Origin of the sequence: Geobacter hydrogenophilus (genome assembly GCF_018501225.1) — a bacterium.
GTDB lineage: Bacteria > Desulfobacterota > Desulfuromonadia > Geobacterales > Geobacteraceae > Geobacter > Geobacter hydrogenophilus.
This window is the reverse complement of the sequence record NZ_JAHCZI010000003.1, coordinates 243340-269990: the sequence shown is the minus strand read 5'-3', so window position 1 is coordinate 269990 and position 26651 is coordinate 243340. Positions and strand designations below refer to the sequence as shown.

The window sequence follows — 26651 nt, the reverse complement described above, 5'->3', positions numbered from 1 at the left end:
CTCAGAACAGCTCCAGCTGCTCGCCCTTCTTCCCCTTGCGCACGGCATCCTGAGCGGCGCGGCTGACAAGCCACGTCGGAATCTCCTCCACGAACCGGGAAAGGGAGCGCTCCCCCGCGCCGCACCAGGGACGCTCCCGGGAGGCAGTCAGGATGAGCGCCTCCTTGGCCCGCGTCATCCCCACGTAGAAGAGCCTCCGTTCCTCCTCCAGGTCGGCATCGCGCCAGAGGGTGCAGGGGAGAAGCCCCTCCTCGCACCCGGCCAGGAAGACCACGGGAAACTCCAGCCCCTTGGCGGCATGGAGCGTCATGAGGGGCACCCCCTCGGCGCGCTCGTCGTAGAGGGTCTCGGAGGCATAGTCCCGCAGATGGCGGGCAAAGACCGCGAGATTGCACCCAAAACTCCCCGCCAGAGCCACGAGGCGGCAGGCATCGGGATGGCCGGCATCCACCCCCAGAAAGGGCAAGACAGTCCCGATGGCCGGCGCTATCCCTTCCCGGGACGCCACGTCCCGGAACCGCTCCAGGGCGGCGGCCAGTTCCGCCACCTGACGGGCGGCCACGGAAGGGAGGCCCACCGCAGCCGCCAGGGAAAGGAAATCGCCGGTCAGGGGAAGCGCCTCCTCCAGCCGGGTCAGGGTCTCCTCGCCGATTCCCCGCAGCCCCCCCAGAAGGGCCAGCCACTCTCCGATGTCGTCACTTCCGGCGGCTGCCCGAACGAACCGGGTAACGGCCCGCACCGCCGGTCCCAGAAAGTAGGGGACCGAACCAACGAGCTGAAAGGGGATGCCCCGCCGCTCCAGCGCCCCGGCCAGTTCCTCGGCCTGCCGGGAAAGCCGGTAGAGAACCGCCATCTCCCCGAAGCTTCGCCCCCTCCCCTGGTCGCCCCCACGCCCCGAAATCCGGGAGAAGTTGCTGACTCCCCCCATGAACTCCTCGATGCGCCGCACGATGAACTCCGCCTCCGCTGCCGGCGTGGGGGCCCGGTGAAGCTCGATCATCCCCTGGTGCGGCGCACCGGCCACGAGGGAAAGGCCGCTCCGCAGGGTATTTCGGGCAATGACCGCCGAAGCCCCCTCCACCACTGGCGAAGCCGAACGGTAGTTGCGGGAGAGGGAGAGCCGCCGGGTGCCGGGATGGTCGGCGAAGCGGAAGAAAAAGGCGGGGTCGCTCCCCCGGAAGCCGTAGATGGCCTGGTCCGGATCGCCGATGGCAAAGACCGTCGCCTCCCGGGCCAGGATCTCCACCAGGGCGTACTGGGGGGCGTTCAGGTCCTGGAATTCGTCCACGAAGAGGTGCTCGACGCTGCCGCAGACCCTTTGTCGAAAAAAGTCGTCCTCCCCGAGGCGCCGCACAACGAGGGGGACCACGGCATCCAGGTCCACGGCCCCGCGTCCCGCAAGCTCCTCCAGGTAGCGCTGCAGCGGCTCAGGCGCTCCGTCGATACCCGCTCGGTGGAGGTGATCCGCGATGCCGTCGGCCACGGTACCCCGTTCCTTTTGCCCCAGATCGGGAAAGAGGGGCTTCAGGAGCCGCTCCCGGCTCTCCTCCCCCACCACGGCGAGCCCCGGCTCCTCCCGCCGGAGCCAGTCAAGGCAGAACCGGTGGAACGTCCCCACAAAGACCCGCTCCCCTGCTCCGCCGGCCGCGACCACGAGCCGCTCCCGCACCTCCCTGGCGGCCCGGTTGGTGAAGGTGATGGCGCACACCTGCTCCGGCACCGTCTCGGGCCGCGCCAGGAGGGCAGCGATGCGCGCCACGAGGGTGTAGGTCTTGCCGGTGCCCGGTCCGGCCGCCACCAGCACCTGCCGGTCGGCACAGCCGACTGCCTCGGCCTGCTCCGGGTTCGGCCCTCCGGGTTGGGAATCGCTTGCCGTAACGTCCTTGCGAACGGCCGGGGCGAGGGGCTGCGGAGGTTCTTTTCGACGGATTCGCCGGGGGGGATCGTCGGCAAAGAGGCCGGCCTGGCCCGAGAGCCGCGCCACCTCCCCCTCCTCGAAGACCCGGATCGTCCCGAACTCTCCATCGTACCCCCCGTGCCGGATGACCCGCCCTGACCGGATGCGGGTCACCGCCTCGGCCACCAGGGGCGCCACCTCCCGAATCTCCTCCGGAGGCGTGTGGAGCAGGAGTCCAAACTCCGAGCCGAAGCGGGCCATAAGCCGTCCGTACTGGCGCAACACCTCCTTGGAGCCCGGGCCGACGCCAAGGATCTCCCCCAGCACCTCGGGGAGGGGCACGAGACTGAAAAACTCCGGCGCATCTTGAGGATACAGGGGGAGCTCCCGGTCGGCCAGCGCCATGACCCGGTGGAGGACCCCCACGGTGAGGGGGCGGCCGCAGGCGGGGCAGCGGCCGTCGAGGCGCCGGGTCTCCTCCGGCTCAAGGCAGACCGAGCAGGCCCGGTGGCCGTCCAGGTGGTACTTCCCCTCCTCGGGGAAAAACTCAACGGTCCCCCGGAAGGTGTCGCGGCGATTCGCCTTCAGGGCGTCGCGGAGCGAGAAGAAATCGAAGCCGGTGGCGAAGAGGTTCGCCTCCCGGCCGAGGCGGGAGGGGGAGTGGCAGTCGGAATTGGAGATGAGGGTGAAACGGTCCAGGGCCGAGATCATCCGGTTCATGTCAGGATCGGAGGAGAGGCCCGTCTCCAGGGCGAAGACGTGGGGAGAGAGGTCGCCGAAGCACTCCTCCACCGTGTCGAAGCCGGACCGGGAACCGAAGAGGGAAAACCAGGGGGTCCAGATGTGGGCCGGGACGAGGAACCCCTCGGGTGCCTCCTCAAGGACGATTTCCAGGAGGTCCCGGGAGTCGAGGCCGAGGATCGGGCGGCCGTCCGACTCGATGTTGCCGATGCCCGCAAGCCGCGCGGCAAGACGCTCCGCCGAGGCGAAATCCGGGACGTAGACGAGGTTGTGAACCTTGCGGACCACACCGTGGCGCTTGTAGATGCAGCTGATCTCCGCCGAAAGGACGAAGCGGACCGGCGTCAAGGAGGGGGAAAGCCCCGGGAGGGGGGAGGGAGCCGTTTCCTCCCGCAGACGGAAGAACCCGGGCTCCGCCGGCATGAGAGTCTCCCGCAGGAGACGGAACCAGCCGGGATGGGTGAAGTCGCCGGTCCCCAGAACCTGAATCCCTTTCACCCGGGCCCAGGCGGCAAGACCGGCCGGATCACACTCCCGGCTCGTGGCCCGCGAAAAGGGAGAATGGACGTGAAGATCGGCAACGTACTCCATGGATCTCTTCTCCTTCTGCGTTGTTCGACTGTCAAAGGTACACCGAGTCGTCGGAGGCCGTCCACTCCTTTTCCGTGAAATCCGGCCGCGACGTCACCCCCCTGGCCGGACGGCAACCATTTTGCATGCCATGATCCATTCACTCTTGATTCTCTCCAGACCGTCACATAGAATACGGTTATTTTTTCGGCGCACGGGGTGCATGTGGTAAAAATCCTTCTCATAGCGGACCAGGACCGGCTCGAAAAGCTCTTCGACTTTGTGAGCGATTCCCCCCAGATACACTTCAGAATCTCCCGCTCCCTCCGCCAGGGAAGTCAGGACATTGCCGACGAAGCCCCGGACATCCTCTTCGTCCAGAACCACCTCTCGGGGCTCTCCGGGGAAATCATCGCCCGGCACCTCATCGGCCAGGTGGAAGGGGTAAGGCCCCAGGTGGTTCTTTTCGGAGAAATGGCACAACAGCCGCCGGACCAGGGCCCCCTGGACGCATGCCTCGACATTGCCCGCACCGACGAGGAACTGACCGCCGCCGTCATCGGCATCATCTCGGAACTCCCCGCACCACCGCCCCCCGTCGAGATCCCTTCTTCCGTGGAGGCGGAAGAACAGGCGCCTGCGCCTTCCCCCACGGAACAGCCCGTGACTGCTTCGCCAGCCACCGATGCCGAGCCGTCGATCACGGAACCGCCCATCCCTGCCACGGATACCGTGGTGGACACTTTCGGCCGGCAGGGATCACCTGTTAGCCCCTTTGACGAGAAGCTCGCAACCGTCATCGAACAGACTGCCGAGCCGGTCCCCCTGGCGGAGATGGAGGATACGGTATCCCTCACCGCTGGGGCTGACGTTGCGAGGCCCTCTGCTTCAACACGCCCCCGCATCGGCAGGAAAGAGACGAAACTCACAAAGCTAATCTGGATCGGGCTTGCCGCTCTGGCTGTCGTTGCGGTCGGAACTATCATGCTGCTGACTCCCGAAACACCCTCCCCCAAACAGGCCCTCAGGCCAGCGGCACTTCCCGCAGCGCCAGCGCCTAAGAACATTGTCCCTACACCACAGCCCCCCGCACCGGCGGCGCCACCGACTGCCGCACAAACCTCATCGCCTGGAGCAACAGCACCGGCAGCGACACCACCCAAAATCCCGGCACAGCCACAGCCGCAACGTCCCCCTCAAGCAGCCACGCCTCCTCAACCCGCGGTTGGCACGGGGGGAGGACTCGCCCAGCTTCCCTCCTTCGTACCGCGGGAGGGGCACGACCGGGATTATGGAAAGTCGCACCCCGGCTGGGAGCGTTACAAGGGTGCCCGCACTGAGTTCAAGGTCTACCGCGAGGGGACCGTCATCCGGGCCGTGCAGGCCATCGACCGCAGCGGTGTCGGCATTCCCGAATCTTTCCTGCGCGGCGCCCTGAGCCAGATGAGCACCTCGCGGGAGTTCACCCTGGACTCCACGGAAACCCAGGGAAAATTCCGGGTGGAGAAGGGGACGGTTAAGGGAGGGGGCCGGCTCGTTGTCTACCGTACGGTTCCCAAAGGCGCCATCAGGGCCTTCGTCGTCCACTTCAACTGATCACTTCTTACCGAGGATACGGACTCTGTCATGACATCACGCACCTACATGAATTTTTGCGCCACCTTTGCCCTCTGGGGACTTCTCGGACCACTGCAGGCTGGAACCGCCCAGGCTGCCTCCCCCTCCTTCGAACTGGATCTGAAGGACCTGGAAAAAACGACGAAACCTTCCCCCCAACACCGACAGCAACCCGTCCGCGCTCCCCGCAAGGATAGTGCCCGGAAAGCAGATGCCAAACCGGACACCCCAGCCTCCGAAGCATCGGGCGACTATACCCGCTATACCGTCAGGCCCGGCGACTTTCTCTTTAAGATCCTGATCCGCGATTTCGGCCTCAGCAACGCCCAGGCCGAGGCGCTCATCCCGGAAATCCAACGAATCAACAAATTGCCGAGCGCCACGCGCCTCGAAGTGGGACAGACCATCCTCATTCCCCGTCACCGCCGGGCATCATCTCTGGCCAAGACCGCTACACCGGCACCCACCCCGGCATCCACACCTGAACCAGCATCTGCACCGGAAGGACACCGCCCCCTCATCATCCCGCCTGCGCCGTCATCGGCGCCGGCTCCCTCCACCGCCGTCACCTCGCCCCCCGCCCCGGTGGCGTCCTCACAGCATGAAACAGCAAAGGAGGCGGTCGCGTCGGCTCCGCCGCCACCACCACTCACAATATCGGGCCGTGAAACTGTGCCGCCTGCACCAGCCACGGAAGCAAAGGCTGATCTTTCCTATTCCACGGCACTTATCCGTCTTTGGGAAAACCTCGTTCCCGGCCAGCGGCAAATTGAACCTTTGACCGTCAACGGGAAGGTTCTCGACCCGGCCGATTACCCGCTCCTCCTGGCTGCCGACGGAGGCCGGATTCTGGTGGATCTCCGGAGCACCCTCCAACCCCAGCTTCGCACTCAATTGGCTCAAAAGTACCCCGACATCCACATTGTCACCCGGGGCAACGACAGCCTCAAGGCGCTCGTCGCAACCCTCGTGAGAGCAGCCGAGTTCGCCCGGACAGAAGAGAACGTGACCGTCGACCTGGGAGCGGATCCCACCCTCTCCGTCCGGGCAGACTTCCGCATCGTGAGGCTTCCGACGGGCCGGGGGGGGCCCGAAACCGTCCTCGTCTTTCTGGACGAACATGGCCCCTGCCTGCCTCCCTCCCTCACCGATTACCTCCATCGGAGGGGGTACCAGGTGGCCCAGTTCTGCGACCGCCCGGGAGACACCGTTGCCGAGCCGGGGTACGACCTCCGGGCCATCCCCGCTTCCACACCTTGCGATATGGCGGTTTCGCTTCTGGACGCGCTTTCCCTGAAACTGGACCGCAACCGTATCGTTTCTGGGGCCATGGGAGAGAACTCGGAGAACCGTTTCAGCATCAGGGTAGAAGGATACTTCGAGGCGGGGGGAAAGCGCTTTATCCTCGATTGCTCCGGCAACGATCCCTACAACTACACCCTCTTCAGACTTCTCCAGGTGCAGGGTTACGGCATCATCCAGCCCCAGGAGAACGAGGATTTCACCGACGTAACGCGGCGCCTGCTCACTGAGCTCAACTACCCCAACTCATTTGGAAAACATGAAATGGACTACGGGCGGTACAGAATCGCGATCACCGGCTTCAAGATTACCCGCCGCGAAACGTCGGCCGGCCGTCTCCTGCTCACGTCCCGGCCATCCGACCCGGTATTTGCCGAGCTGCTGCGGTGGGCTCCGGCTGAGAAGAAGTAAAGGCCCACGGGTAAGCAACGCCATGGTGCACGGGCGATGATCACAGACTATCGGGAGTGGATTTTTCGATCAAAGGAAATGGGCGCGGTATCACGGAAATGCATGATTTCCGCCTGAACAGACTACCGGCAAGGAGGATACTGGAGAAGAAATAATCCCTATTGACCCGCCATCTTCATGAGGGCATCAGCCCGATAGAGGGACGCATCGGGGGCAAGGGGAGATGCTGGATAACGGGCCAGGAACCGGTCAAACGCGTCGAGCGACTGCTGGTACTGGCCCGACTTGTAGGCGCTGACGCCCTTTTCAAAGAGGGTCTGCTCGTTCTCTTCCCCCTTCCGCGTGGCAGGAGAGGGAGAAACTGTCTTTGACGCCGGCACCTGGGACGCCTTAGGCGGCAAGGACGGGCTAGTTGTAGCCGCAGGCACCTTGCCCACAGGCTTTGCCTCCTTCGGAGCCTTCGGTACCGCCGGGGTCACAGCCTGATGCTTTCTGGCGCCCTTCCGCTTCTCTGCAGGCTTGGCACGGCGAGCCGGCGCCGCAGTTCCCTCGCCGTGACCGGGAGGCAGGGGAACCAGAAGCTTATGGCCCGCATAGATCAGGTTGGGGTTCGCAATCTCGTTAAAGAGCAAAATCTGGGAAAAGTAGGTCCCCTTGCCGCTGTATTTCCGCGACAGCCCGTAAAGGGTATCTCCCTTTTCGATGGTGATGCGCTTGACAAGGACCCCCTCCTCGGGGCCCGCAAGTGGTTTGCCATCGGACGGTTCCGGAGCATAGCGGAGATACTCCGCGCCACTGGTTGAGGAAAGCGACGCAAGGGAGAGGACAAGAGACGACGCGACAAGTCTGAGAGTGCCGTTCATATCAGTACCTGTTCCCGAGTTGATCCTGGTAGTTCAGGACGTTTTTCACCTGGATGCTCCTGCCAACCGCGGTTCCCGCCTTGACCCTGAAGGTCACCTTGATGACCCGCTTCTCTCCGGCCCCCAGTTCGTCAAACTTCCAGATGTAATCCCCGTTTTTCGCGCGACCGAAAGAAGGATCCGATGCGACCAGTTCCAGGTCTGCGGGGAGAACGCTCTGGAGTTCCACAGCCTTGGCCATGCTCGAACCACGGTTGGTGAAATTGAGCTCGAAGGAGGACACCTCGCCCGGCTTGAGCCTTCCCCCCTTGCCACTCATGGCCAGTTCAACCACAGGCCTGGCGTAGACCAACCGCAGGTTCGCGGTGGCGCTCTTTGCCTTGTCGCTTTCCGGCTCGAAGGCCATGGAAACGGTGGCGGCTGTCCCGTCGCTCTCGGTGGCCGGTGTGGAGAGATCGAGGATCACATAGGACTCCTCCTTAGGCGCCAACGGCCCAACGTGGTTAATGATCGGTTCGTTCGCCTGGCGGATGCCGTCGCGGTTGAGGTCCTGATAGAAAGTATAGGTGACGTTGGGAGGAAGCTGCGGCTTGATGAGGAAATCCTCCCGCACGTTGCCAGTGTTGGTCACGATAAGGGGCACGGATATTGACTGGCCGGGAATCACGACCAGCTTGTCACTGTTGGTCCTGACGGCGACGCCGCTCACCGGCTTCACGAAGGAAGAGGCCGAGATGAAGGAATCCCGGGTCTGGAGTTCAGTATTGACCACGTCTGCCCGCAGGAAGAGCTCTTGTTGAGCGATTGCCTCATCCTTCAACTGGAAAGCCACATCGAATTCCCTGCTCTCTCCCGATGCGAGACGTATGGCGTCAAGCACCAGCGCCGCCTTCATCTCTTGCTTGAGGCCGGTCCCCACCGGACTTACCGGTTCGTACTGGGGCGGATAGTTAAGCCGCAGGCTTACCCCCTGGGCAGTGGCGGTACCGATGTTGAGGAGCGTCACCCGATAGGCGACCTTCTCCCCGGGGAGAATCTGACCCTTATCGGTCTTGACCACGGCGCGGAGAAGCGGCGCCGAGGCGGCAAACATGATATCCCGGGCCTGGGTGGCATCCCTGTCCATACGCGAGGCAATCTTGATGGGATAGATCATCTTCTGGCCATCGATGTACTCGCGCGGGACGGTAATGGAGACCACTCCGTTGAAACGTTCCCCGGGAGCGATGGACGGCGTCATGTTGACGGGAATTTCCTTCCTGGCGGCATCGGCGAACTGGGCTCCGAACTCGGCGGGAAAGCCCGATTCGAGATAGAAGCTGTCGGTGCCGTTACCCCTGTTGACCACTTCAAAGGGTATGTCGTGGCGCTTGCCGACCTCCAGGCTTTGGGAGACCGGGGCAATGGTCATGTCCGCATCGGCAAACTGCCCAACTTCCAGTGAGAGAATCTGGGCGTTCTTTTCGGAAGGTGCCGGCTTCGCCGCCACGGCGGCCGTACCGGGAACCGGATAGACAATGCCGAGGTCCTTCAGCTTGGCCGTCGCTGTTGCCGCGGCCTTGGTCCCCGGGAAACGGTCGATGAGCGACTTGTATTCGCCGATGGCCTTTTCCCTGAGTGTCGCACGTTTGCTGGCCTCCGCCTTTTCCGCGGTCAGTTTTTCCGCTGCGGCCCGTTCCCTCGTGGCCTTCTCGGCTGCAAGGCGATCCGCCTCGGCCTTTTCCCGGGCCTTCTGTTCGGCAAGCCGGAGCTCCGCAGCCGCCTTTTCCGCGGCCACTTTTTCGGCAGCAAGGCGCTCGGCAGTACGCTTCTCGGCTTCCGCCTTCTCCCGGGCCGCCAGTTCAGCCGCAGCTTTCTCTTTGGCAGCCTTCTCCGCGGCGATCCGCTCGGCAGCGGCCCGGTCAGCGGCAAGTGTTTCTGCAGCAGCGCGCTCGGCAGCGACCTTTTCGTCAGCCGCCTTCAACGCAGCAAGGCGTTCAGCCTCGACCTTTTCCCTGGCCGTTTTTTCCGCCGCCAGACGCTCGGCTTCCGCCTTTTCCCGCGCAAACTTCTCCGCTGCCAGGCGTTCTGCGGCAGCCCGCTCCGCAGCGGCTTTCTCGGCCGCGGCACGCTCCGCGGCGGTTTTTTCCGCAGCTGCCTTTTCCAGGGCCAAGCGCTCAGCCTCGGCCTTCTCCTTGGCGGCCTTCTCCGAGGCCAGGCGCTCAGCTTCAGCCTTCTCCTTCGCAAGCTTCTCCGCTGCCAGGCGCTCAGCCTCAGCCCGGTCCGCGGCGACCTTTTCCGCAGCCGCACGCTCTGCGGCCGCCTTCTCGGCCGTTGCCTTCGCCAGGGCCATGCGCTCGGCTTCCGCCTTCTCCCGGGCAGCCTTCTCCGCAGCCATACGTTCGGCGGCGACCCGTTCCGCCGCGGCCTTCTCCGCAGCGGCCCGCTCTGCCGCAACCTTCTCCGCAGCCGCCTTCTCCGCCGCAAGGCGCTCAGCCTCGGACACGCTGCGCGCAGCCTGCTCCGCGGCCTGTTTTGCCGCCGCAGTCTTTTCCGCCAGCGCCTTCCGTTCCGGCGCCGGAGCAGCGGCCACCGTCGCGGATGCCGGACGCTTAGCCGCAACGGGAAGCTGCTCCCCCTTGTCAAAGCGCGCCACAAGCCCAAGAAGCTCATCTTCGACGGTTCCCTTGAGGGGGCTGTCGGGATACTCCTTCATGAACTGGGACATATACCGTGCCGCGTCCCGCTCGAACCCTGCCTTGAAATTGGCCCGGGCAAGCCAGAAGATGGCCATGTCGCGCAAGGGAGTGTCGGGGTATTTCTCAAGGACCGTCTTCATCCGCTCGATGGCGGTCTGGTAGTCCTTTTTCTGGTAGGCGTTGAAACCTGCGATGAAGACCTGGGAATCGTCGGAATTGACTGCATAGACGGGGGTGGAAAGGAGCGACGCGATTATGAGACATCCGGTCAGGCACCGGAAAGCGGCAGTGCGGAAATATTTCATAAAATCCACGGGCTTGACCTTTCCCTTCGTGAGGGCAAAGAAATTAAGGTAATTAGATTCAGTTACATAGCATCATAACACCCGCTTGTCAACGATGAATGCCGGCGCGAGGCCCCGTAACTACGCGAAAAACGGCCATACAAAACTTTGAATCCGGAGTCCCGACCCTCTTTTCAACGGAGCCCTCACTCGGTATACTGGCCCCATGTTCGACAAATCTCGCCTGGACACCCTCCCCGATTCCCCCGGCGTCTACCTCATGAAAGGGTCAGACGGCACCATCCTCTATGTGGGGAAGGCCAAGAGCCTCAGGAAACGGGTTCGCTCCTACTTCGGGGCGGCCGGCGAATCCCGCTACCATATCCGGTTCCTCGTGGCCCGGGTGGCGGAGGTGGAGGTCATTGTCACCGACACCGAGAAAGAGGCTCTCATCCTTGAGAACACCCTCATCAAGAAGCATCGCCCCCGCTATAACCTGGACCTGCGGGACGACAAGACCTACTTCTCACTCCGCATGGACATGAACGAGGAGTTCCCCCGGCTCACCATCATCCGGAAGGTACTCCAGGACGGGGCCCGCTATTTCGGCCCCTATTCATCGGCCGCCTCGGCCCGCGAAGCCCTCAAGCAGCTCTACCGGCTCTTCCCCCTGCGCCACTACCCCCTCGAAACCTGCCGCCGGCGCCGGCGCCCCTGCCTCTTCCACCAGCTCAGGCAGTGCTCGGCTCCCTGCCACGGCCTCATCTCACCCGAGGAATACCAGGGCCTCGTCCAGGGGGCCGCCCTCTTCCTGGACGGGAAGAACCGGGATCTTCTGAAGGCAAACCGGGAACGGATGGCATCCGCGGCAGCAAACGAGCGCTACGAGGAGGCGGCCCGCTACCGGGACCTCATCCGCGCCATCGAGGTGACGGTGGAAAAGCAGAAAATGGTGACCACGGGAGGAGATGCCGACGTTCTCGGCATGCACCGGGAAGGGAGCGCCCTCTCCCTCGCCCTCCTCTTCATCAGGGGAGGGCGTCTCATCGGCAGCCGCAGCTACCTTCTCGCCTGGGAACTGGAGGACGAGGAGGCCGTTTCGTCATTCCTCAACGACTACTACAGCCGGGAGGTCTTCATCCCCGACGAGGTGCTTGTTCCGCTTCCCGTGGCCGACAGCGCGGCACTGGCGGAACTTCTCTCCGAGCGGCGGGGAAAGCGGACAGGCGTAACGCACCCCCAGCGGGGAACAAAGGCCGATCTGGTCAAACTCGCGGGGAAGAACGCCGAGGCGGCCCTTCGGGAGAGGCAGAAACGGGAGGAAGGGGCGGAAGCGGTTCTGACGGAACTGAAGGAACGGCTCCACCTGCGGAACCTCCCCCGCCGCATCGAGTGCTACGACATATCGAACATCCAGGGGACCTACCCAGTGGGAAGCAGGGTCTCGTTCCGCGACGGCAAGGCGGACAAGGGAGGCTACCGTCACTACCAGATCAAAACGGTCGCCGGCGCCGACGACTTCGCCATGATGCACGAGGTCCTCTCACGCCGGTTCAGGGACAGCCCGGCCAAGGACGAGCATCCCGACCTGATCGTGGTGGACGGCGGCATCGGACAGTTAAACATCCTGACCGCCGTTCTCCGGGAGTTGCAGGTGGAGGATGTGGATGCCGCCTCCCTGGCCAAGAGCCGCGTGGAACGGGATATGGCGGCGGAAGAGCTGACACGGAGCACCGAGCGGGTCTTTCTCCCGGGCCGCAAGAACCCGGTGGTCCTCCGCCAGAACAGCGCGCCACTCCTCCTTATGGCCCGCATCCGCGACGAGGCCCATCGCTTCGCCATCACCTACCACCAGAAACTGCGGGGGAAAGACACCATCCGGTCGACCCTCGACACCATTCCGGGAATCGGACCGAAGCGGCGAAAGGAACTTCTGCGGCAATTCGGAAGCCTGCGGCGAATACGGGAAGCGAGCCGGGATGAACTGGCCGCCACTCCGACCATTCCGCCGACCCTGGCCGAGAGCATCTGGAAATCTCTCCACGAAAACGACGAAGGCGGCACCCCCTGAAAGGGATGCCGCCTTCGGGCGCTCCATTGTAAACTCCCCTACTACTTTTCGGCCAGAAGCTTCTTGATGAGGGCCTCCATGTTCTTGAGGGTGGCGTCCGAACCTCCCATGAACTTATCGGCCACATTTCCCCTCTTGTCGATGACGTACACCGTGGGGAGCGACCGGAGACCATAATCGGTCTGGACGTCCTGGCCGGCAAGGGCCACGGGATAGACTATCCGCTTGCTGGCGATGAAGTCCTTGACTGCCCCCTCATCGCCATCGTCAAGCGAGAGCCCCAGAACCTGGAGTCCCTGCCTGCCGTACTTCCTGCTGATGCCATTCAGATGCGGAATAGCCTCCCTGCAGGGGGGGCACCAGGTGGCGAAAAAATCGATGACGAGCACATATCCCTTGTAATTGGCGAGGCTTATCGGCTGCCCTGAGGTGCTTACCACCTTGAGGGGCGGGGCAGGCTGTCCCTTCTGGGGGATGGCAAGCGACGGCGAGGCAACCGCCATCGTGAAACCGGCCGCCGCGGCAAAAGCTCTCAAAACAGGGACTATCCGCATAAGAGGCACAACTCCTGAGTTAGTTCGAGCTAGAGCGCCTTCTTGATGAGGGCCTCAAGCTGAGCCTTGGGAACAGCCCCTACGACCTGGTCGACAACCTTGCCATCCTTGAAGAGGATGACCGTGGGGATGCCGCGTACGCCATACTTGCCGGGGGTGCCGGGGTTGTCGTCCACGTTTACCTTGCCGACCTTCACCTTGCCGTCGTACTCGTCGGCAATGGCGTCGATGACCGGGGCGATGGCCTTGCAGGGGGCGCACCAGGTGGCCCAGAAATCCACAAGGACCGGAACGGTAGCCTTGAGCACATCGGTATCGAAATTATCATCACTGAACGTCAGCACCTTTTCACTGGCCATGAAAGCCTCCTTATCAAACAAATTGTACTATCAGAATATAGACGAGCTTCCCCGAAACATCAAGGAGGAAAACGGCAGCGTTTCCCCCGCCCCTTGGCAATCAGCCTGAAATCTGGTACACACACATTCGTTGCTTACCTTAACGAAACTACCGGATTCCATGGTCCAATTCCCCGTAAACCTGAACCTTCGCGAGCGGAATGCCGTCATCGTCGGCGGCGGTTCCGTTGCCGCGCGCAAGTGCCTTCTCCTTATGGAAGCGGGAGCGCGGGTCACCGTGATCGCTCCCCGCCTCGATCCCCGTCTGGAAGAGCTTCGGAGGGAAGGCCGGATCATCTGCCACGCCCGCCAGTACGGGGAGGGGGACCTCGCAGATGCCTTTCTCGCCTTCGCAGCCACGGACAACCCAGCCGTGAACCTGCACGTGGCCCGGGACGCGGCAACCCTCGGCATCCTTGTGGACATCACCGGTGCGCCGGAGCACGGAAACTTTACAACCCCGGCGCACTTCCGCAGGGGAGATCTTCTGGTCGCCGTCTCCACGGGGGGGAAGAGCCCTGCCCTGGCCCAAGGCATCTGCAACGATCTGGCGCAACGATTCGGCCCCGAATACGCTGAAACCGTTGCGATACTTGGCGCGGTCCGTGAAAAGCTGTTGACTGTCCGCAGCAACCGCACCTACAATAAGACGGTTTTACGCACCCTTGCCAATGCCGACCTCCCCGGCCTGATCCGGCGGGGAGAATACGAAACGATCGACCGCCTCCTCGTGACCCACGCCGGCCCCGGCTTTACCCTGGCCTCGCTGGGAACGAGGACCGAGGACCCCGCATGAACGCCCTGTTCTTCAATATGACCCTGGCCATTTACTTCGCAGCCACCATTGCCTATCTGGCTTACCTCGTCAAGCCCCGGGAAGTACTCGGCAAGGTTTCCTGCTGCATTCTCTCTGCGGGGTTCGTGGCTCACTGTGCCTACACGGTCGACCGGTACCTGGAGGCGGGACACACTCCCATCACCAACCTCCACGAGTCACTCTCCTTCTTCAGTCTTGCCATCGTGGGCATCTACATCCTCTTCGAGCGGAAATACCGGATCTTCATCCTCGGCTCCTTCGTCACCCCCGTGGCATTCCTGCTCATGGCGGCCTCCACCGGCTTTCCATCGGCCATCATGCCGCTGAACCCGGCCCTCAAGAGCAAGTGGCTCATGGTCCACACGGTCATGGCGTTCCTGAGTTACGCCGCGTTCGCCGTTGCCTTTGGCGCCGCCATCATGTACCTGATCCAGCAGCATTTCCTCAAGAGCAAGAAGCTGGGCCCCATGTACCAGAAGCTTCCTTCCCTGGACATACTGGACGAGATCAACTACCGCTGCCTCACCATCGGGTTCCCGCTCCTTACCTTCGCCATCATCTCGGGTGCCATCTGGGCCGAATCCGCGTGGGGAACCTACTGGAGCTGGGACCCGAAGGAAACCTGGTCGCTCATCACCTGGTTCGTCTACGCGGCGCTGCTCCACGGCAGGCTAACCACCGGATGGAGGGGAAAGAAGGCCGCCATTCTCGCCATTGTCGGCTTCTTCGTCCTCCTGTTCACCTTCCTCGGCGTGAACCTGTTCCTGTCGGGGCTGCACAGTTACAAATAAGAAGTCAGAGGATCCCATGAACATTGTGGTTGTGGGGCTGTCACACAAGACCGCCTCCGTCGATATACGGGAAAAAGTCGCCTTCGCACCGACCCAGATGGAAAAGCCGCTGCGGGCGCTGCTGGCCATCGAGGACATTGCCGAAGCGGTCATTGTCTCCACCTGCAACCGGGTGGAAATATACATCTCCACCCGCGACATCGCCGGCGGCATGGCGCGGATCAAGCGGTTTCTGGCCGACTACCACGGCATCCCCCCCGAAATCCTCGAACCCCACCTTTACGCCCACCACGGCGAGGCAGCCATCCGGCACGTCTTCCGGGTCGCTTCCAGCCTCGACTCCATGGTGGTGGGAGAGCCCCAGATCCTGGGCCAGATCAAGACCGCCTACGGTTACGCCGCCGAGTTCAAGACCAGCGGCATCATCCTCAACCGCTTCCTCCACAAGGCCTTCTCCGTTGCCAAGCGGGTGCGGACCGAGACAAAGATCGCCTCGTCGGCCGTCTCCGTCTCCTTTGCCGCGGTGGAACTGGCCCGAAAGATTTTCGGCGATCTCTCGGACAAGACGGTCATGCTGATCGGCGCCGGCGAGATGTGCGAACTGGCGGCCAAGCACTTCATCAACAACGGGGTGCGGGGGGTCATGGTCACCAACCGGACCTACGAACGGGCCGTGAAGCTGGCCGAGGAATTCGAGGGGAAACCGGTCTCCTTCGACGACCTCTTCGACCAGCTCCACAAGGCCGACATCGTCCTCTCCTCCACCGGCGCCACCCAGTTCATCATCAAACCCAAGGACGTGGAGGAGGTGAGCCGGCGCCGGAAGCTGAAGCCCATGTTCTTCATCGACATCGCGGTGCCGCGGGACATCGATCCCAAGGTGAACGACGTGGAGAACGTCTACCTCTACGACATGGACGACCTCCAGGGGGTGGTCGCCTCCAACCTGCAGCAGCGGGCCGAGGAGGCGAAAAAGGCCGAGGCGATCATTGACGAGGAGATCGGCCAGTTCCACAAGTGGCTCTCCAACCTGGAGGTGACGCCGACCATCGTGGCGCTCCGGTCGAAATTCGAAGAGACGCGGAAGGCCGAACTGGAAAAGACCCTCGCCTCCTGGAAGGACCTCCCCCCCGACGGGGCCAAGCGGCTTGAGGCCCTCACCGCCGCCATCGTCAACAAGCTCCTCCACCCCCCTACCGCAACCCTCAAGCGTGCAGGCCAGGGAGGGCGGACCGACCTCTACGTGGATGCCCTCCGCACCCTCTTCGAGCTCCAGACCGGCGAGTCCGAGGCGGAGGAGCTCGGGGAACTGGAAGAGTAAGACCCCACAAAGCGATTCCGCTGTTTTCATAGATAAAAAAAGGAGACTGCAATGGCACCGAAGCAGCTGAGAATAGGAACCCGGGCGAGCCAGCTTGCCCTCTGGCAGGCCAACTGGGTGAAGGGTGAGCTGGAAAAGCGCTACCCCGGCATGGCCGTGGAGCTCGTGAAGATCAAGACCATGGGTGACAAGATCCTCGACGTCCCCCTGGCCCAGGTGGGGGGCAAGGGGCTCTTCGTGAAGGAGATTGAAGAGGCGATGCTCCGAGGAGAGATCGATATCGCGGTCCACAGCATGAAGGACGTCCCCACGGAATTTCCCGAGGGGCTCGGCCTCTACTGCATCACCAAGCGGGAAGACCCCCGCGACGCCGTCATCTCCCAGGGGGTGAAATTCGCCGACCTTCCCCAAGGGGCAAAAATCGGCACCTCGGCCCTGCGCCGCCAGGCCCAGCTCCTCAAGGTGCGCCCCGACCTCCAGATGGTGGTCATCCGCGGCAACGTGGAGACCCGCATCCGGAAACTCACCGACGAGAACCTGGACGCGGTCATTCTGGCCGCTGCCGGCCTGAACCGCCTCGGCTTCGCCGATCAGGTCTCCGAGTACCTGCCGGTGGAGCTGTCGCTCCCGGCCATCGGCCAGGGAGCCCTCGGCATCGAGTGCCGCCTCGATGACGAAACGATCAAGGAGACCATCGCCTTCTTCAACCACCCCGACACCGCCCACGCGGTCCGGGCCGAGCGGGCCCTTCTGTGGCGCTGCGAAGGTGGCTGCCAGGTCCCCATCGCCGCCCACGGCCAGGTTTCCGGCGACACCCTCACCCTCACCGGCTTCGTCGCCTCGGTGGACGGCACCCGCTCGGTGAAGGACACCATCTCCGGGCCGGTTACCGACTGCGAAAAGCTCGGCATCGCCCTGGCGGAGAAGCTCCTGGCCGACGGCGCCCACGAGATCCTTGCCGAGGTCTACCAGCGGGAAGTGGCGCGGGAGAAGGAAATCCCCGTTTAACGTTTTCCATGCCTTACTCATCCATGCCTGATAAACCCCTCAAAAAAAGCTTCGTCTACCTCATCGGCGCGGGCCCCGGCGATCCGGGGCTCATCACCCTCAAGGGTCGGGAGTCCCTGGGAAGAGCCGACGTGGTCATCTACGACTACCTGGCCAACGACGAGCTCCTCCGCTTCGCACGGCCCGACGCCGAGCTGATCTACGCCGGCAAGATCGGCGGGCACCACAACCGCGAGCAGTGGCAGATCAACGCGCTCCTGGTGGAAAAGGCCCTGGCGGGGAATGTGGTGGCACGGCTCAAGGGGGGTGACTCCTTCGTCTTCGGCCGGGGGGGTGAAGAGTGCGAGGCCCTTGTGGCGGCGGGAATCCCCTTCGAGATCGTCCCCGGCGTCACGGCCGGGATCGGCGCCACCGCCTACGCCGGCATCCCCCTCACCCACCGGGGGGTGACCACCTCTGTCGCCTTTGTCACCGGCCACGAGGGGCACGACAAGGAGGTCTCCCAGATCGACTGGAAAGGTCTCTCCCTGGGGAGCGGCACCATAGTCTTCTACATGGGGATAAAGAACCTTCCCCAGATAACGGCAAACCTCGTGGCCCACGGCAGGCCGCCGGAGACCCCGGTCGCCCTCATCCGCTGGGGGACCCGGCCCGACCAGGAGGTCCTCACCGGCACCCTGGCCGACATCGCCGAGCAGGCGCGGCGAACCGGCTTCCGTGCCCCCGCCATCACCGTGGTGGGAGAGGTGGTGCGCCTGCGGGAGAAGCTCCGCTGGTTCGACAACCGCCCCCTCTTCGGCACAAGCATTCTCGTTACCCGTGCCGCGGACCAGGCAGGCGAGTTCGGCGCCATGCTCGGGGCACTGGGGGCCCGGGTCGTGGAGTGCCCCACCATTGCCATCGTCCCCCCGGATAGCTGGGACGGCCTCGACGGAGCCATCGCCCGCCTGGACCGGTTCCACTGGATCGTTTTCACCTCGGCCAATGCGGTCCGCTTCTTTTTCGAACGGCTCGCCGCAGCCGGAAAGGACTCCCGCGCCCTGGGAACCTGCCGGGTCTGCGTCGTGGGGCCCAAGACAGCGGCGGCCCTGGCTCCTTTCGGCATCCGGCCGGACCTGATCCCGGCCGACTACAAGGGGGAAGGGGTGGTGGAGGTGTTCCGCTCGGAGGAGATTGCAGGGAAGCGGATCCTCTTCCCCAAGGGAGACCGGGCCAGGAACGTGATTCCCCAGGGACTCGCGGAACTGGGGGGAGAGGTGACCGCGCCGGTCGCCTACCGCAACGTGACGCCCGACTCCCTTCCCGCCGGCATCATCGCCGAACTGGAAGAGCGGCGCATCACCTGCATCACCTTCACCTCGTCATCCACCGTGGAGAACCTGGCCGCCATCCTCGGGGAGAACCGCTTCCTCCACCTCTTGGAAGGAGTGACGATCGCCGCCATCGGTCCAATTACCGCCAAAACCTGCCGCGAACTGGGGCTTGAAGTCCACGTGGAGCCCTCGAAGTACACCCTCGCTGCCATGACGGACGCTCTCGTCGACCATTTTCCCCGGCAGGGGTAGAATCACTCGTCCCCCCGCCTCTTCACCTCTCGACCCTGCAACCGGAGTGTGGAGTTCCCCGATGCTCACCGACACCCACTGCCACCTGGATGACCCAATCCTCAGCTCTCGTCTCGGCGAGGTCATGGCCGCCGCGCGACAGGCCCGGATCGGGCGGATCATCGTCCCCGGGGTTGCGCCGGGGGGGTGGGAACGGATCGCCTCCCTGGCACGGGAACATGAGGGAATCTTTCCCGCCTTCGGCATCCACCCCCAGGCGGCTGACCAGGCCAACGACGACGCCCTGGCGCGGCTCACTATCCTCGCCAATTCTGCCGTTGCCCTGGGAGAAATCGGGCTCGACCACCTGCCCCACCACGTTCCCCGCTCAACCCAGGAAACGGCATTACGGGAACAGCTCCGGATCGCGGTGGCAGCAGGACTTCCGGTCATTATCCATTGCCGCCGGGCCTTTGAGCCCCTTCTCCGCATCCTCAGGGAGGAAGGGGTCTCCCGCGTGGGAGGGGTCATGCACGCCTTTTCGGGAAGCGTTGAGATTGCCCGGGAATGCATCAGGCTCGGCCTCTTCATCTCGGTCGCGGGGACCGTCACCTACAGAAACGCCGTGAGGCCCGTGGCCGTGGCCCGGGAAATCCCCCTGGAACACCTTCTCCTCGAAACCGACGCCCCCGACATGACCCCTGAACCCTTTCGTGGCAACCACAACGAGCCCGCATTCCTCCCGGTGACGGCGCACCGCCTGGCCGAACTAAAGGGGATCGCGGCCGCACACGTGGCGCTCATAACGGACTCAAACGCAGCAAGGCTCTTTCGCCTTTCAGCACTCTGAAACGAGGTATTTCCATGTCCCCACTCCACCGCTTTTCCCGCACCGAGATCCTCATCGGCCCAGAGAAGCTCCAGCGGCTCCGCCAGTCGACCGTGGCCGTCTTCGGCCTCGGTGGTGTCGGAAGCTTCGCTGCCGAGGCCCTCTGCCGGGCCGGGGTCGGCAGGCTCGTCCTTGTGGACTTTGATGACATCTGCCTCACCAACGTAAACCGTCAGCTCCATGCCCTGGACGGTACCGTGGGGAGGGCTAAGGCCCTCGTTATGGCCGAGCGGCTCCGCCTCATCAACCCCGAGGCAGACATCGTACCCCACAAGGACTTCTACGAGGCCGGCAACAGCGACTTCCTCCTCTCGGGGGGATACGACTACGTGGTGGACGCCATCGACCACATAACGAGCAAGCTCCACCTGATCCGCAGCTGCCGGAAGCGGGAGCTGCGGATCATCTCCAGCATGGGGGCCGCCAACAAGTTGGACCCCACGAAAATCCGCGTGGCCGACATCTCCAAGACGAGCGTCTGTGGCCTCGCCCGGGTGGTCCGCAAACTGCTGCGCAAGCAGGGGATCAAGAGCGGCGTCACGGTAGTCTACTCCACCGAGGAGCCCCGGGAGCAGGCTGTGGTCGATGCCGGCTGCCGCTCCAACTGCATCTGCCCCAACAAGGAAGAGCAGCGCTTCTCCTGCGAACACCGCCGGAACATCCTCGGGAGCGTCTCCTTCATCCCAAGCATCGTCGGGCTCACCATGGCGGGGGTTGTGGTGAACGATCTGCTGAAGGATTGACGAAAAAACTACCCTTGTTGAAGGTCAACAATTTGCCGTTATACTTTCATCCAGACGCCATCGAATGGGATGAAAGGAGGATACCCGTATGACGAGGGAGTATTCGGTTCAGGAGGCCCTGAAGCTCGCAATCAAGGGCGAAAAGGACAGCATGGACTTTTACCGCAAGGCCGCCTCGGTGACCAAGAACGAACGGGCCCAGAAGGTCTTCGATCTTCTGGCCAACGAGGAGGTGGGACACCTCAAAGCATTCTTCGACCACTACAAGGGAGGAGAATTCGGCAACGTGACCGACTACATGGCACAGCCCCCGGACACCAAGAACCCCACGTACGTTGCCCTCATGAAGGCGGTTAATGAGGAGACCCCCGAGCAGCAGGCCCTCGAACTGGCCCTCAAGGAAGAGAAGTCCTGCATCGACCAGTACACGGTCCTTGCCAAGGACCTCATCGATCCCCTTGTCAGATCCATCTTCGAGCGGGTCATCAAGGAGACCGAAAAGCACCTGGCAATGATTGAGGAGGAGTACCGCCACGTCATGACCATGGTCCACGAGTCGGACCAGGACATCTACGTGCGGGAATGAAGTAAACCATAGGGCAAGCCGCCACGTCGGAGGCATAAAGAAAGGGCGGTCCGGAAATTCCGGCCGCCCTTTCCGCGTCAAAAGGTGGCTTAAGAGCCTGACTACCCCAGTTTGGCGAGCAGCGGCACGATGAGGAGCGAAACGATGTTGATAATCTTGATCATGGGGTTGACGGCCGGGCCAGCGGTATCCTTGTAGGGGTCGCCGACGGTGTCGCCGGTGACGGCGGCCTTGTGGGCATCGCCACCCTTGCCGCCGTGGTAGCCGTCCTCAATGTACTTCTTGGCGTTATCCCAGGCGCCGCCGCCGGTGGTCATGGAGATGGCCACGAAGATGCCGGTGACGATGGTGCCGACGATGACCCCGCCGAGGGCCTTCGGGCCGAGGGTAAAGCCGATGATGATCGGAGCGGCGATGGGGATGATGCCGGGGATGACCATCTCCTTGAGGGCCGTCCTGGTCACGATGTCGACGCAGGAGGCGTAGTCGGGCTTTCCGGTGCCTTCCATGATCCCCTTGATCTCTCGGAACTGGCGACGGACTTCCTCAACGACCGACCCGCCCGCCTTGCCGACCGCCTCCATGCAGAGGGCGGCGAAGTAGTAGGGGAGCATCCCCCCGAGGAACAGGCCAACGATGATGTAGGGATCGGCCAGGTTGAAGTCGATGGTCTTGCCGGCCAGCTTCAGCTCGTCCACGTAGGAGGTGAAGAGAATGACCGCCGCAAGGCCGGCGGAGCCGATGGCGTACCCCTTGGTGACCGCCTTGGTGGTGTTCCCCACGGCGTCCAGGGGATCCGTGACGGCGCGGACCGAGTCGTCCAACTCGGCCATCTCGGCGATGCCGCCGGCGTTGTCGGTAATGGGGCCGTAGGCGTCCATGGCGACGACAATGCCGGTCAGCGACAGCATGGAGACGGCGGCAATGGCGATGCCGTAGACTCCGGCGCACTGGAAGGCGACGATGATGCCGGCTGCGATGACGATGACCGGCATGGCGGTGGACTTCATGGATACGCCGAGGCCGGCGATGATGTTGGTGGCGTGGCCGGTGGTGGAGGCTTGGGCGATGTGCTTCACCGGCCCGTACTCGGTGGCGGTATAGTATTCGGTGATCCAGAAGATGGCGCCGGTGACCACGAGGCCCACAATGGCGGAGATGAAGAGGTTCAGGGCCGAGAAGGTCTGGCCGTTGGCATTGGTGAGCCCTTGGGGGAACATCTGGACGGTAACGACATAGAAGGCGATGCAGGCCAGGATGCCGGAAGCGATCAGCCCCTTGTAGAGGGCGGGCATGATCTTCTGGTTGCCCCCCAGCTTGACGAAGAAGGTGCCGATGATGGAGGCGATGATGGAAATGCCGCCGAGGATCAGCGGATAGTTGACGGCGGCGGCATTGCCGGTGAAGGCGATGGCGCCGAGCAGCATGGCGGCGATAAGGGTCACGGCATAGGTCTCGAACAGGTCGGCGGCCATGCCGGCGCAGTCACCCACGTTGTCACCCACGTTGTCGGCGATGACCGCCGGGTTGCGGGGGTCGTCCTCGGGGATGCCGGCTTCAACCTTACCCACCAGGTCGGCGCCAACGTCGGCACCCTTGGTGAAAATGCCGCCGCCGAGACGGGCAAAGATGGAAATGAGCGAACCGCCAAAGCCGAGTCCCACCAGTTGGTTGACTACCTCTTTCACCGGAGCACCCGGCATGATCTGCTGGAGGATCAGGTAGTAGCCGGCAACCCCCAGGAGGCCAAGGCCGACCACCAGCATGCCGGTGATGGCGCCCCCCTTGAAGGCCACGTTGAGGGCCTTGTGGATGCCGGACTTTGCCGCTTCCGTGGTGCGGATATTGGCGCGGACCGAAACAAACATCCCGATGAAGCCGGTCAGTCCCGAAAAGAGGGCGCCGATGGCGAAGCCGATGGCGGTTTTCATCCCCAGGGTGGCGAACAGGGCGATGAACATGATCACCCCGACGACTGCGATGATGGTGTACTGGCGCTTCATGTAGGCGCCGGCACCCTCCTGGATGGCGCCCGCAATCTGGCGCATCCGGTCGTTGCCCTGGGGCAGCCCCAGAATCCACTGGGCCGAAACAAGGCCGTAGACGACGGCCGCCGCGGCACAGACCAGGGCGAAGTAAACTGCATACTGTTCCATTTACCAACCTCCTGACAAAATAGCCTGCTAAAGGCTTTAACACCCGCTCAAACCAACCATGCTCCAACAGGACAAAAAACGTAACATTGTTATAGAACATAAGAGATTTTGTCAATGTTAAATTCCCGACCATCGTCATCGACAAGTCACGGAGGAAACAAGACCTCTATCAACACATGAATCCACTTGACTGGCGGAACCGATTGCAATAAAGTACCAATTCAATATGGACTGCCTTCTCGCATTCAAAACGGAAAAACTCCGGCATCTTGAGGAAGGGTGCCGCCAAAACGGCCTCGCCATGACCGTCCAGCGCCGCGTCGTCCTGGATGCCCTGGCAGAGCGCACGGACCATCCCTCCGCGGATCAGCTCTACGATGCGGTCCGTGGGAGGTTGCGGGGAATTTCCCGCACCACCGTCTACCGGGTGCTGGAGACCCTCGTGGGAATCGGCGTTGTCCAGAAGATCAGCAATCCCGAGTCCAAGGCCCGGTACGACGCGAACACGGTGCGCCACCACCACGTCCACTGCATCCGTTGCCAGAGGATCGAGGACATGCACAATTCCGCCCTTCACCTTGCGCAGCTTCCAACCGAAACCGAAGCCGGATTCACCCTGATCGACTACTCCATAAACTTCAGCGGGATCTGTCCCGACTGTCGTTCATGACACATCACCCGCAAGAAAGGAGGACCGCAGATGAAAAAATGGAGGTGCGTAGTCTGTGATTACATCCACGAGGGACCGGGACCTCCCGAGGTCTGCCCCGTTTGCGGAGTCGGCAGGGACCAGTTCGAGGAAGTGGAATAGTCTGGACTTGCTTTCTTACACCGATGCGACCAACACCACTACTCAGGAGGAGATACCCGTGAAGGCTGTTGAAATAAAGAAAGACATCTACTGGGTTGGCGCCGTGGACTGGGCCGTGCGCGATTTCCACGGCTACGAGACTCCGCGCGGCACCACCTACAACAACTATCTGATCATGGACGAAGAGATCACCCTCATCGACACGGTCAAGTATGATTTTGCCACCTACACTCTCAAGAACATCAGCGGAGTGGTGGACCCCGCCAAGATCAAGAACGTCATCATCAACCACATCGAAAACGACCACGTCACAAGCCTCGACTGTGTCATGGATCTGGCCCCCAACGCCACCATCTACATCTCGGAAAAGGGGAAGAAGGGCCTTGAGCGCTTCTTCGACCTGTCCCGCTGGAACGTGAAGACAGTCAAGACGGGGGACACCCTCACCATCGGCAAGCGGACCCTCGAATTCCTCGAAACCCCCATGCTCCACTGGCCCGACTCCATGGTGACCTACGCCCGCGAAGACAAGGTCCTCTTCACCCAGGACGCCTTTGGGCAGCACGTGGCCTCGGCAACCCGCTTCGATGACGAGTACGAGACTTCCAACTCCCCTGTCGAACTGGAAGACGCGGTCGTCGACTACTACGCCAACATCCTCATGCCCTTCGGCCAGATGATCAAGACCAAGATCGCCGAGATCCAGGCAAAGGGATTCGAGATCGACATAATCGCTCCGGACCACGGCCTCATCTGGCGCAAGGATCCCGGCAAGGTCCTCGGCATGTACCTGGACATGGCCAACGGCAAGGCCCGGGAATCGGTGGCTATCATCTACGACACCATGTGGCAGAGCACCGAGAAGATGGCGGTCCCCATCGCCGAAGGGATCAGGGCCGAGGGGCTCGACTGCAAAATCATAAAGCTGCGGGCCACCCCCACCAGCGCCGCCATCAAGGAATTCTGGAAGTGTCGCGGCACCCTCATCGGCTCCCCCACCCTCAACAACATCCTCTACCCGAGCGTGGCCGAATTCCTTACCCACCTGCGGGGACTGCGCCCCAAGAACCGGATCGTCGGGGCCTTCGGCAGCTTCGGCTGGGGGGGCGGCGCCGTAAAGGAGGCCTACGAGGTGTTCAAACAGATGGGGCTCCAGACCGTAGAACCGGGAATCCAACTCGCCTACCGTCCCTCCCTGACCGACGAGGAGGCCTGCTTCGAATTCGGCCGCAACTTCGCCCGCCAGGTATCCGAGTACCACAAGGGGTTCTGATCCCCCATGGACCTCCACTACGGCGACACCTCATTCACCCTGACGCTTCCCCCGGAGCGACTTCTCGGCGTCATTCGCCCGGAAATCGGCGCACCGGTCGACAGGCCCGAAACGATCATCGCGGCCGCCCTCGACCGGTGCGCCGAAACGATCGGCACCTTCCGGCCTGGGGAGCGGGTCATCATCGTCACCTCCGACATCACCCGCTACACCGGGAGCGAGGTCTACCTCCCCATCCTGGTGGAGCGCCTTGCGGCCGCCGGCATCCGCGAGCGTGACATGGAAATCCTCGTGGCCCTCGGCATCCACCGGAAGCAGACGGAGCACGAGCACCAAAAGATCGCCGGCCCCCTTCACGGCCGAATCCGAATCGTGGACCACGACTGCGACGACCCGGGGGAACTGGCCTTCATCGGCCGCACCGCCAACGGCATCGACGTGACGGTGAACCGCCGGGTGATGGAGGCCGACCGGGTCATTCTCACCGGCACCATCGGCTTCCACTACTTTGCCGGCTTCGGGGGGGGGAGAAAGAGCATTCTCCCCGGCGTGGCGTCCCGGGCAACATGCATGGCCAGCCACTTCGCCGTTCTCAACCCCGGCGAAGGGACCGGCAAGAACCCCCTGGCCACCACCGGCAACCTTGAAGGGAACCCGGTCCACGGAGCCATGGTGGAGGCGTGCGCCATGGTGAAACCCGACTTCATCCTGAACACTGTCCTCTCCCCGGACAAGCGGATCATGGCCGCCTTTGCCGGCCCCTGGCGGGAGGCCCACGAGGAAGGATGCCGGTACTACGCCGAGCGGTTCGCCTGGCCGCTTCGGGAAAAGGCCGATCTTGTCGTGGTCTCCTGCGGCGGCTTCCCCAAGGACATCAACGTCATCCAGTCCCACAAGGCCATGGAGTACGGCAGCCAGGCCCTGAAGGAGGGGGGCGTCATGGTCCTGCTGGCCCAGTGCCGGGACGGCTATGGCAACGCCACCTTCTTCGACTGGTTCCGGTTCAGGGATCTGGGCGCCTTTGAGGCGCGGCTCCGGAGCCACTACGAAATCAACGGCCAGACCGCCTACTCCCTGCTGCAGAAGGCGCAGAAATTCCGCGTCATCCTCGTCTCGGACCTCCCCCCGGAAGAAATCAGGACCATGGGAATGGTTCCCGCCAAGTCCCTTGATGAAGCGATGGCAACGGCTGCTGAACTGCTCCCGACCGACTACACCGCCTACGTCATCCCCGAGGGTGGGACGGTGCTGCCGGTAATGAATAATTAAACACAGAGGCACAGAGACTCTGAGAAAATCTCTTTTTTGAGGTTTTCTCTGTGCCTC

21 protein-coding genes are annotated in these 26651 nt (G+C 63.0%); 15 read left to right on the top strand and 6 right to left on the bottom strand.

Annotation, left to right across the window (positions count from 1 at the left end):
- Position 1: 1 nt before the first annotated feature.
- Positions 2-3229 (bottom strand): UvrD-helicase domain-containing protein, encoded by a 3228-nt coding sequence (locus KI811_RS07155; RefSeq protein WP_214185785.1) that lies wholly within the window; start codon positions 3227-3229, stop codon positions 2-4.
- 204 nt (positions 3230-3433) lie between these two features.
- Between KI811_RS07155 and KI811_RS07150 the strand changes: the two genes are divergently transcribed.
- Complete coding sequence (locus KI811_RS07150; protein ID WP_214185784.1) at positions 3434-4804, top strand: hypothetical protein; 1371 nt, start codon at positions 3434-3436, stop codon at positions 4802-4804.
- Between the two features lie 30 nt (positions 4805-4834).
- The gene (locus KI811_RS07145; protein WP_214185783.1) at positions 4835-6538 is read left to right on the top strand and encodes a LysM peptidoglycan-binding domain-containing protein; all 1704 of its coding nucleotides are present in this window, start codon (positions 4835-4837) and stop codon (positions 6536-6538) included.
- 158 nt (positions 6539-6696) lie between these two features.
- Here the strand turns inward: KI811_RS07145 and KI811_RS07140 are convergent, their stop codons facing one another.
- Both KI811_RS07140 and KI811_RS07135 read right to left on the bottom strand, forming a co-directional pair.
- Positions 6697-7401, bottom strand: a complete 705-nt coding sequence (locus KI811_RS07140; protein WP_214185782.1) for a LysM peptidoglycan-binding domain-containing protein — start codon at positions 7399-7401, stop codon at positions 6697-6699.
- Between the two features lies 1 nt (position 7402).
- Positions 7403-10384, bottom strand: coding sequence for a tetratricopeptide repeat protein (locus tag KI811_RS07135; protein ID WP_246551492.1), 2982 nt, complete (start codon positions 10382-10384; stop codon positions 7403-7405).
- Between the two features lie 205 nt (positions 10385-10589).
- Here KI811_RS07135 and uvrC point away from each other — a divergent pair, with 205 nt between their 5' ends.
- A complete protein-coding gene (gene uvrC, locus KI811_RS07130) occupies positions 10590-12434 on the top strand; it encodes an excinuclease ABC subunit UvrC (protein WP_214185780.1) in 1845 nt (614 codons plus the stop codon).
- 41 nt (positions 12435-12475) lie between these two features.
- Here the strand turns inward: uvrC and KI811_RS07125 are convergent, their stop codons facing one another.
- Entirely contained in the window at positions 12476-12988 is a 513-nt protein-coding gene (locus KI811_RS07125; RefSeq protein WP_214185779.1) for a TlpA family protein disulfide reductase, read from the bottom strand.
- A gap of 29 nt (positions 12989-13017) precedes the next feature.
- The gene (gene trxA / locus KI811_RS07120; RefSeq protein ID WP_004512669.1) at positions 13018-13347 is read right to left on the bottom strand and encodes a thioredoxin TrxA; all 330 of its coding nucleotides are present in this window, start codon (positions 13345-13347) and stop codon (positions 13018-13020) included.
- 160 nt (positions 13348-13507) lie between these two features.
- On the opposite strand from trxA, the gene KI811_RS07115 reads away from it, so the two are divergent.
- From KI811_RS07115 to KI811_RS07080, 8 genes are all read left to right on the top strand, one after another.
- On the top strand, positions 13508-14182 hold the full coding sequence (locus KI811_RS07115) for a precorrin-2 dehydrogenase/sirohydrochlorin ferrochelatase family protein (protein ID WP_214185778.1): 675 nt from the start codon (positions 13508-13510) through the stop codon (positions 14180-14182).
- Positions 14179-14994 (top strand): c-type cytochrome biogenesis protein CcsB, encoded by an 816-nt coding sequence (ccsB, locus tag KI811_RS07110; protein ID WP_214185777.1) that lies wholly within the window; start codon positions 14179-14181, stop codon positions 14992-14994. Before KI811_RS07115 ends, ccsB begins: the two co-directional genes overlap by 4 nt.
- Before the next feature lie 16 nt (positions 14995-15010).
- The gene (hemA, locus tag KI811_RS07105) at positions 15011-16315 is read left to right on the top strand and encodes a glutamyl-tRNA reductase (RefSeq protein ID WP_214185776.1); all 1305 of its coding nucleotides are present in this window, start codon (positions 15011-15013) and stop codon (positions 16313-16315) included.
- A 51-nt stretch (positions 16316-16366) separates the two neighbouring features.
- Positions 16367-17323, top strand: coding sequence for a hydroxymethylbilane synthase (hemC, locus tag KI811_RS07100; protein ID WP_214185775.1), 957 nt, complete (start codon positions 16367-16369; stop codon positions 17321-17323).
- Positions 17324-17346: 23 nt separating this feature from the next.
- Positions 17347-18888 carry a uroporphyrinogen-III C-methyltransferase gene (gene cobA / locus KI811_RS07095; protein ID WP_214185774.1) on the top strand — a complete coding sequence of 514 codons (1542 nt, stop codon included), beginning with the start codon at positions 17347-17349 and terminating at the stop codon, positions 18886-18888.
- 61 nt (positions 18889-18949) lie between these two features.
- The gene (locus KI811_RS07090; RefSeq protein WP_214185773.1) at positions 18950-19717 is read left to right on the top strand and encodes a TatD family hydrolase; all 768 of its coding nucleotides are present in this window, start codon (positions 18950-18952) and stop codon (positions 19715-19717) included.
- Positions 19718-19731: 14 nt separating this feature from the next.
- Complete coding sequence (locus tag KI811_RS07085) at positions 19732-20499, top strand: tRNA threonylcarbamoyladenosine dehydratase (RefSeq protein WP_214185772.1); 768 nt, start codon at positions 19732-19734, stop codon at positions 20497-20499.
- An 88-nt stretch (positions 20500-20587) separates the two neighbouring features.
- On the top strand, positions 20588-21085 hold the full coding sequence (locus tag KI811_RS07080) for a ferritin family protein (RefSeq protein WP_214185771.1): 498 nt from the start codon (positions 20588-20590) through the stop codon (positions 21083-21085).
- A gap of 101 nt (positions 21086-21186) precedes the next feature.
- Here the strand turns inward: KI811_RS07080 and KI811_RS07075 are convergent, their stop codons facing one another.
- Positions 21187-23241, bottom strand: a complete 2055-nt coding sequence (locus tag KI811_RS07075) for a sodium-translocating pyrophosphatase (protein ID WP_214185770.1) — start codon at positions 23239-23241, stop codon at positions 21187-21189.
- Between the two features lie 226 nt (positions 23242-23467).
- Here KI811_RS07075 and KI811_RS07070 point away from each other — a divergent pair, with 226 nt between their 5' ends.
- Genes KI811_RS07070 through KI811_RS07055 form a run of 4 tightly spaced genes read left to right on the top strand, consistent with a single transcriptional unit; the run spans position 23468 to position 26594 of the window.
- On the top strand, positions 23468-23911 hold the full coding sequence (locus KI811_RS07070; RefSeq protein ID WP_214185769.1) for a Fur family transcriptional regulator: 444 nt from the start codon (positions 23468-23470) through the stop codon (positions 23909-23911).
- Between the two features lie 30 nt (positions 23912-23941).
- A complete protein-coding gene (locus KI811_RS07065) occupies positions 23942-24052 on the top strand; it encodes a rubredoxin-like domain-containing protein (RefSeq protein WP_214185768.1) in 111 nt (36 codons plus the stop codon).
- A gap of 58 nt (positions 24053-24110) precedes the next feature.
- The gene (locus tag KI811_RS07060) at positions 24111-25325 is read left to right on the top strand and encodes an FprA family A-type flavoprotein (protein WP_214185767.1); all 1215 of its coding nucleotides are present in this window, start codon (positions 24111-24113) and stop codon (positions 25323-25325) included.
- A 6-nt stretch (positions 25326-25331) separates the two neighbouring features.
- Positions 25332-26594, top strand: a complete 1263-nt coding sequence (locus KI811_RS07055; protein ID WP_214185766.1) for a lactate racemase domain-containing protein — start codon at positions 25332-25334, stop codon at positions 26592-26594.
- Positions 26595-26651: the final 57 nt, after the last annotated feature.

Excerpts from the sequence above, each read along its gene's own strand:
- KI811_RS07125 (WP_214185779.1), bottom strand. The coding sequence starts at position 12,988 with ATGCGGATAGTCCCTGTTTTGAGAGCTTTTGCCGCGGCGGCCGGTTTC.
- trxA (WP_004512669.1), bottom strand. The coding sequence starts at position 13,347 with ATGGCCAGTGAAAAGGTGCTGACGTTCAGTGATGATAATTTCGATACC.
- uvrC (WP_214185780.1), top strand. The coding sequence starts at position 10,590 with ATGTTCGACAAATCTCGCCTGGACACCCTCCCCGATTCCCCCGGCGTC.
- KI811_RS07070 (WP_214185769.1), top strand. The coding sequence starts at position 23,468 with ATGGACTGCCTTCTCGCATTCAAAACGGAAAAACTCCGGCATCTTGAG.
- KI811_RS07090 (WP_214185773.1), top strand. The coding sequence starts at position 18,950 with ATGCTCACCGACACCCACTGCCACCTGGATGACCCAATCCTCAGCTCT.
- KI811_RS07080 (WP_214185771.1), top strand. The coding sequence starts at position 20,588 with ATGACGAGGGAGTATTCGGTTCAGGAGGCCCTGAAGCTCGCAATCAAG.
- KI811_RS07085 (WP_214185772.1), top strand. The coding sequence starts at position 19,732 with ATGTCCCCACTCCACCGCTTTTCCCGCACCGAGATCCTCATCGGCCCA.
- KI811_RS07055 (WP_214185766.1), top strand. The coding sequence starts at position 25,332 with ATGGACCTCCACTACGGCGACACCTCATTCACCCTGACGCTTCCCCCG.
- KI811_RS07115 (WP_214185778.1), top strand. The coding sequence starts at position 13,508 with ATGGTCCAATTCCCCGTAAACCTGAACCTTCGCGAGCGGAATGCCGTC.
- KI811_RS07140 (WP_214185782.1), bottom strand. The coding sequence starts at position 7,401 with ATGAACGGCACTCTCAGACTTGTCGCGTCGTCTCTTGTCCTCTCCCTT.
- KI811_RS07145 (WP_214185783.1), top strand. The coding sequence starts at position 4,835 with ATGACATCACGCACCTACATGAATTTTTGCGCCACCTTTGCCCTCTGG.
- ccsB (WP_214185777.1), top strand. The coding sequence starts at position 14,179 with ATGAACGCCCTGTTCTTCAATATGACCCTGGCCATTTACTTCGCAGCC.
- KI811_RS07075 (WP_214185770.1), bottom strand. The coding sequence starts at position 23,241 with ATGGAACAGTATGCAGTTTACTTCGCCCTGGTCTGTGCCGCGGCGGCC.
- hemC (WP_214185775.1), top strand. The coding sequence starts at position 16,367 with ATGGCACCGAAGCAGCTGAGAATAGGAACCCGGGCGAGCCAGCTTGCC.
- KI811_RS07065 (WP_214185768.1), top strand. The coding sequence starts at position 23,942 with ATGAAAAAATGGAGGTGCGTAGTCTGTGATTACATCCACGAGGGACCG.
- KI811_RS07155 (WP_214185785.1), bottom strand. The coding sequence starts at position 3,229 with ATGGAGTACGTTGCCGATCTTCACGTCCATTCTCCCTTTTCGCGGGCC.
- cobA (WP_214185774.1), top strand. The coding sequence starts at position 17,347 with ATGCCTGATAAACCCCTCAAAAAAAGCTTCGTCTACCTCATCGGCGCG.
- hemA (WP_214185776.1), top strand. The coding sequence starts at position 15,011 with ATGAACATTGTGGTTGTGGGGCTGTCACACAAGACCGCCTCCGTCGAT.
- KI811_RS07135 (WP_246551492.1), bottom strand. The coding sequence starts at position 10,384 with ATGAAATATTTCCGCACTGCCGCTTTCCGGTGCCTGACCGGATGTCTC.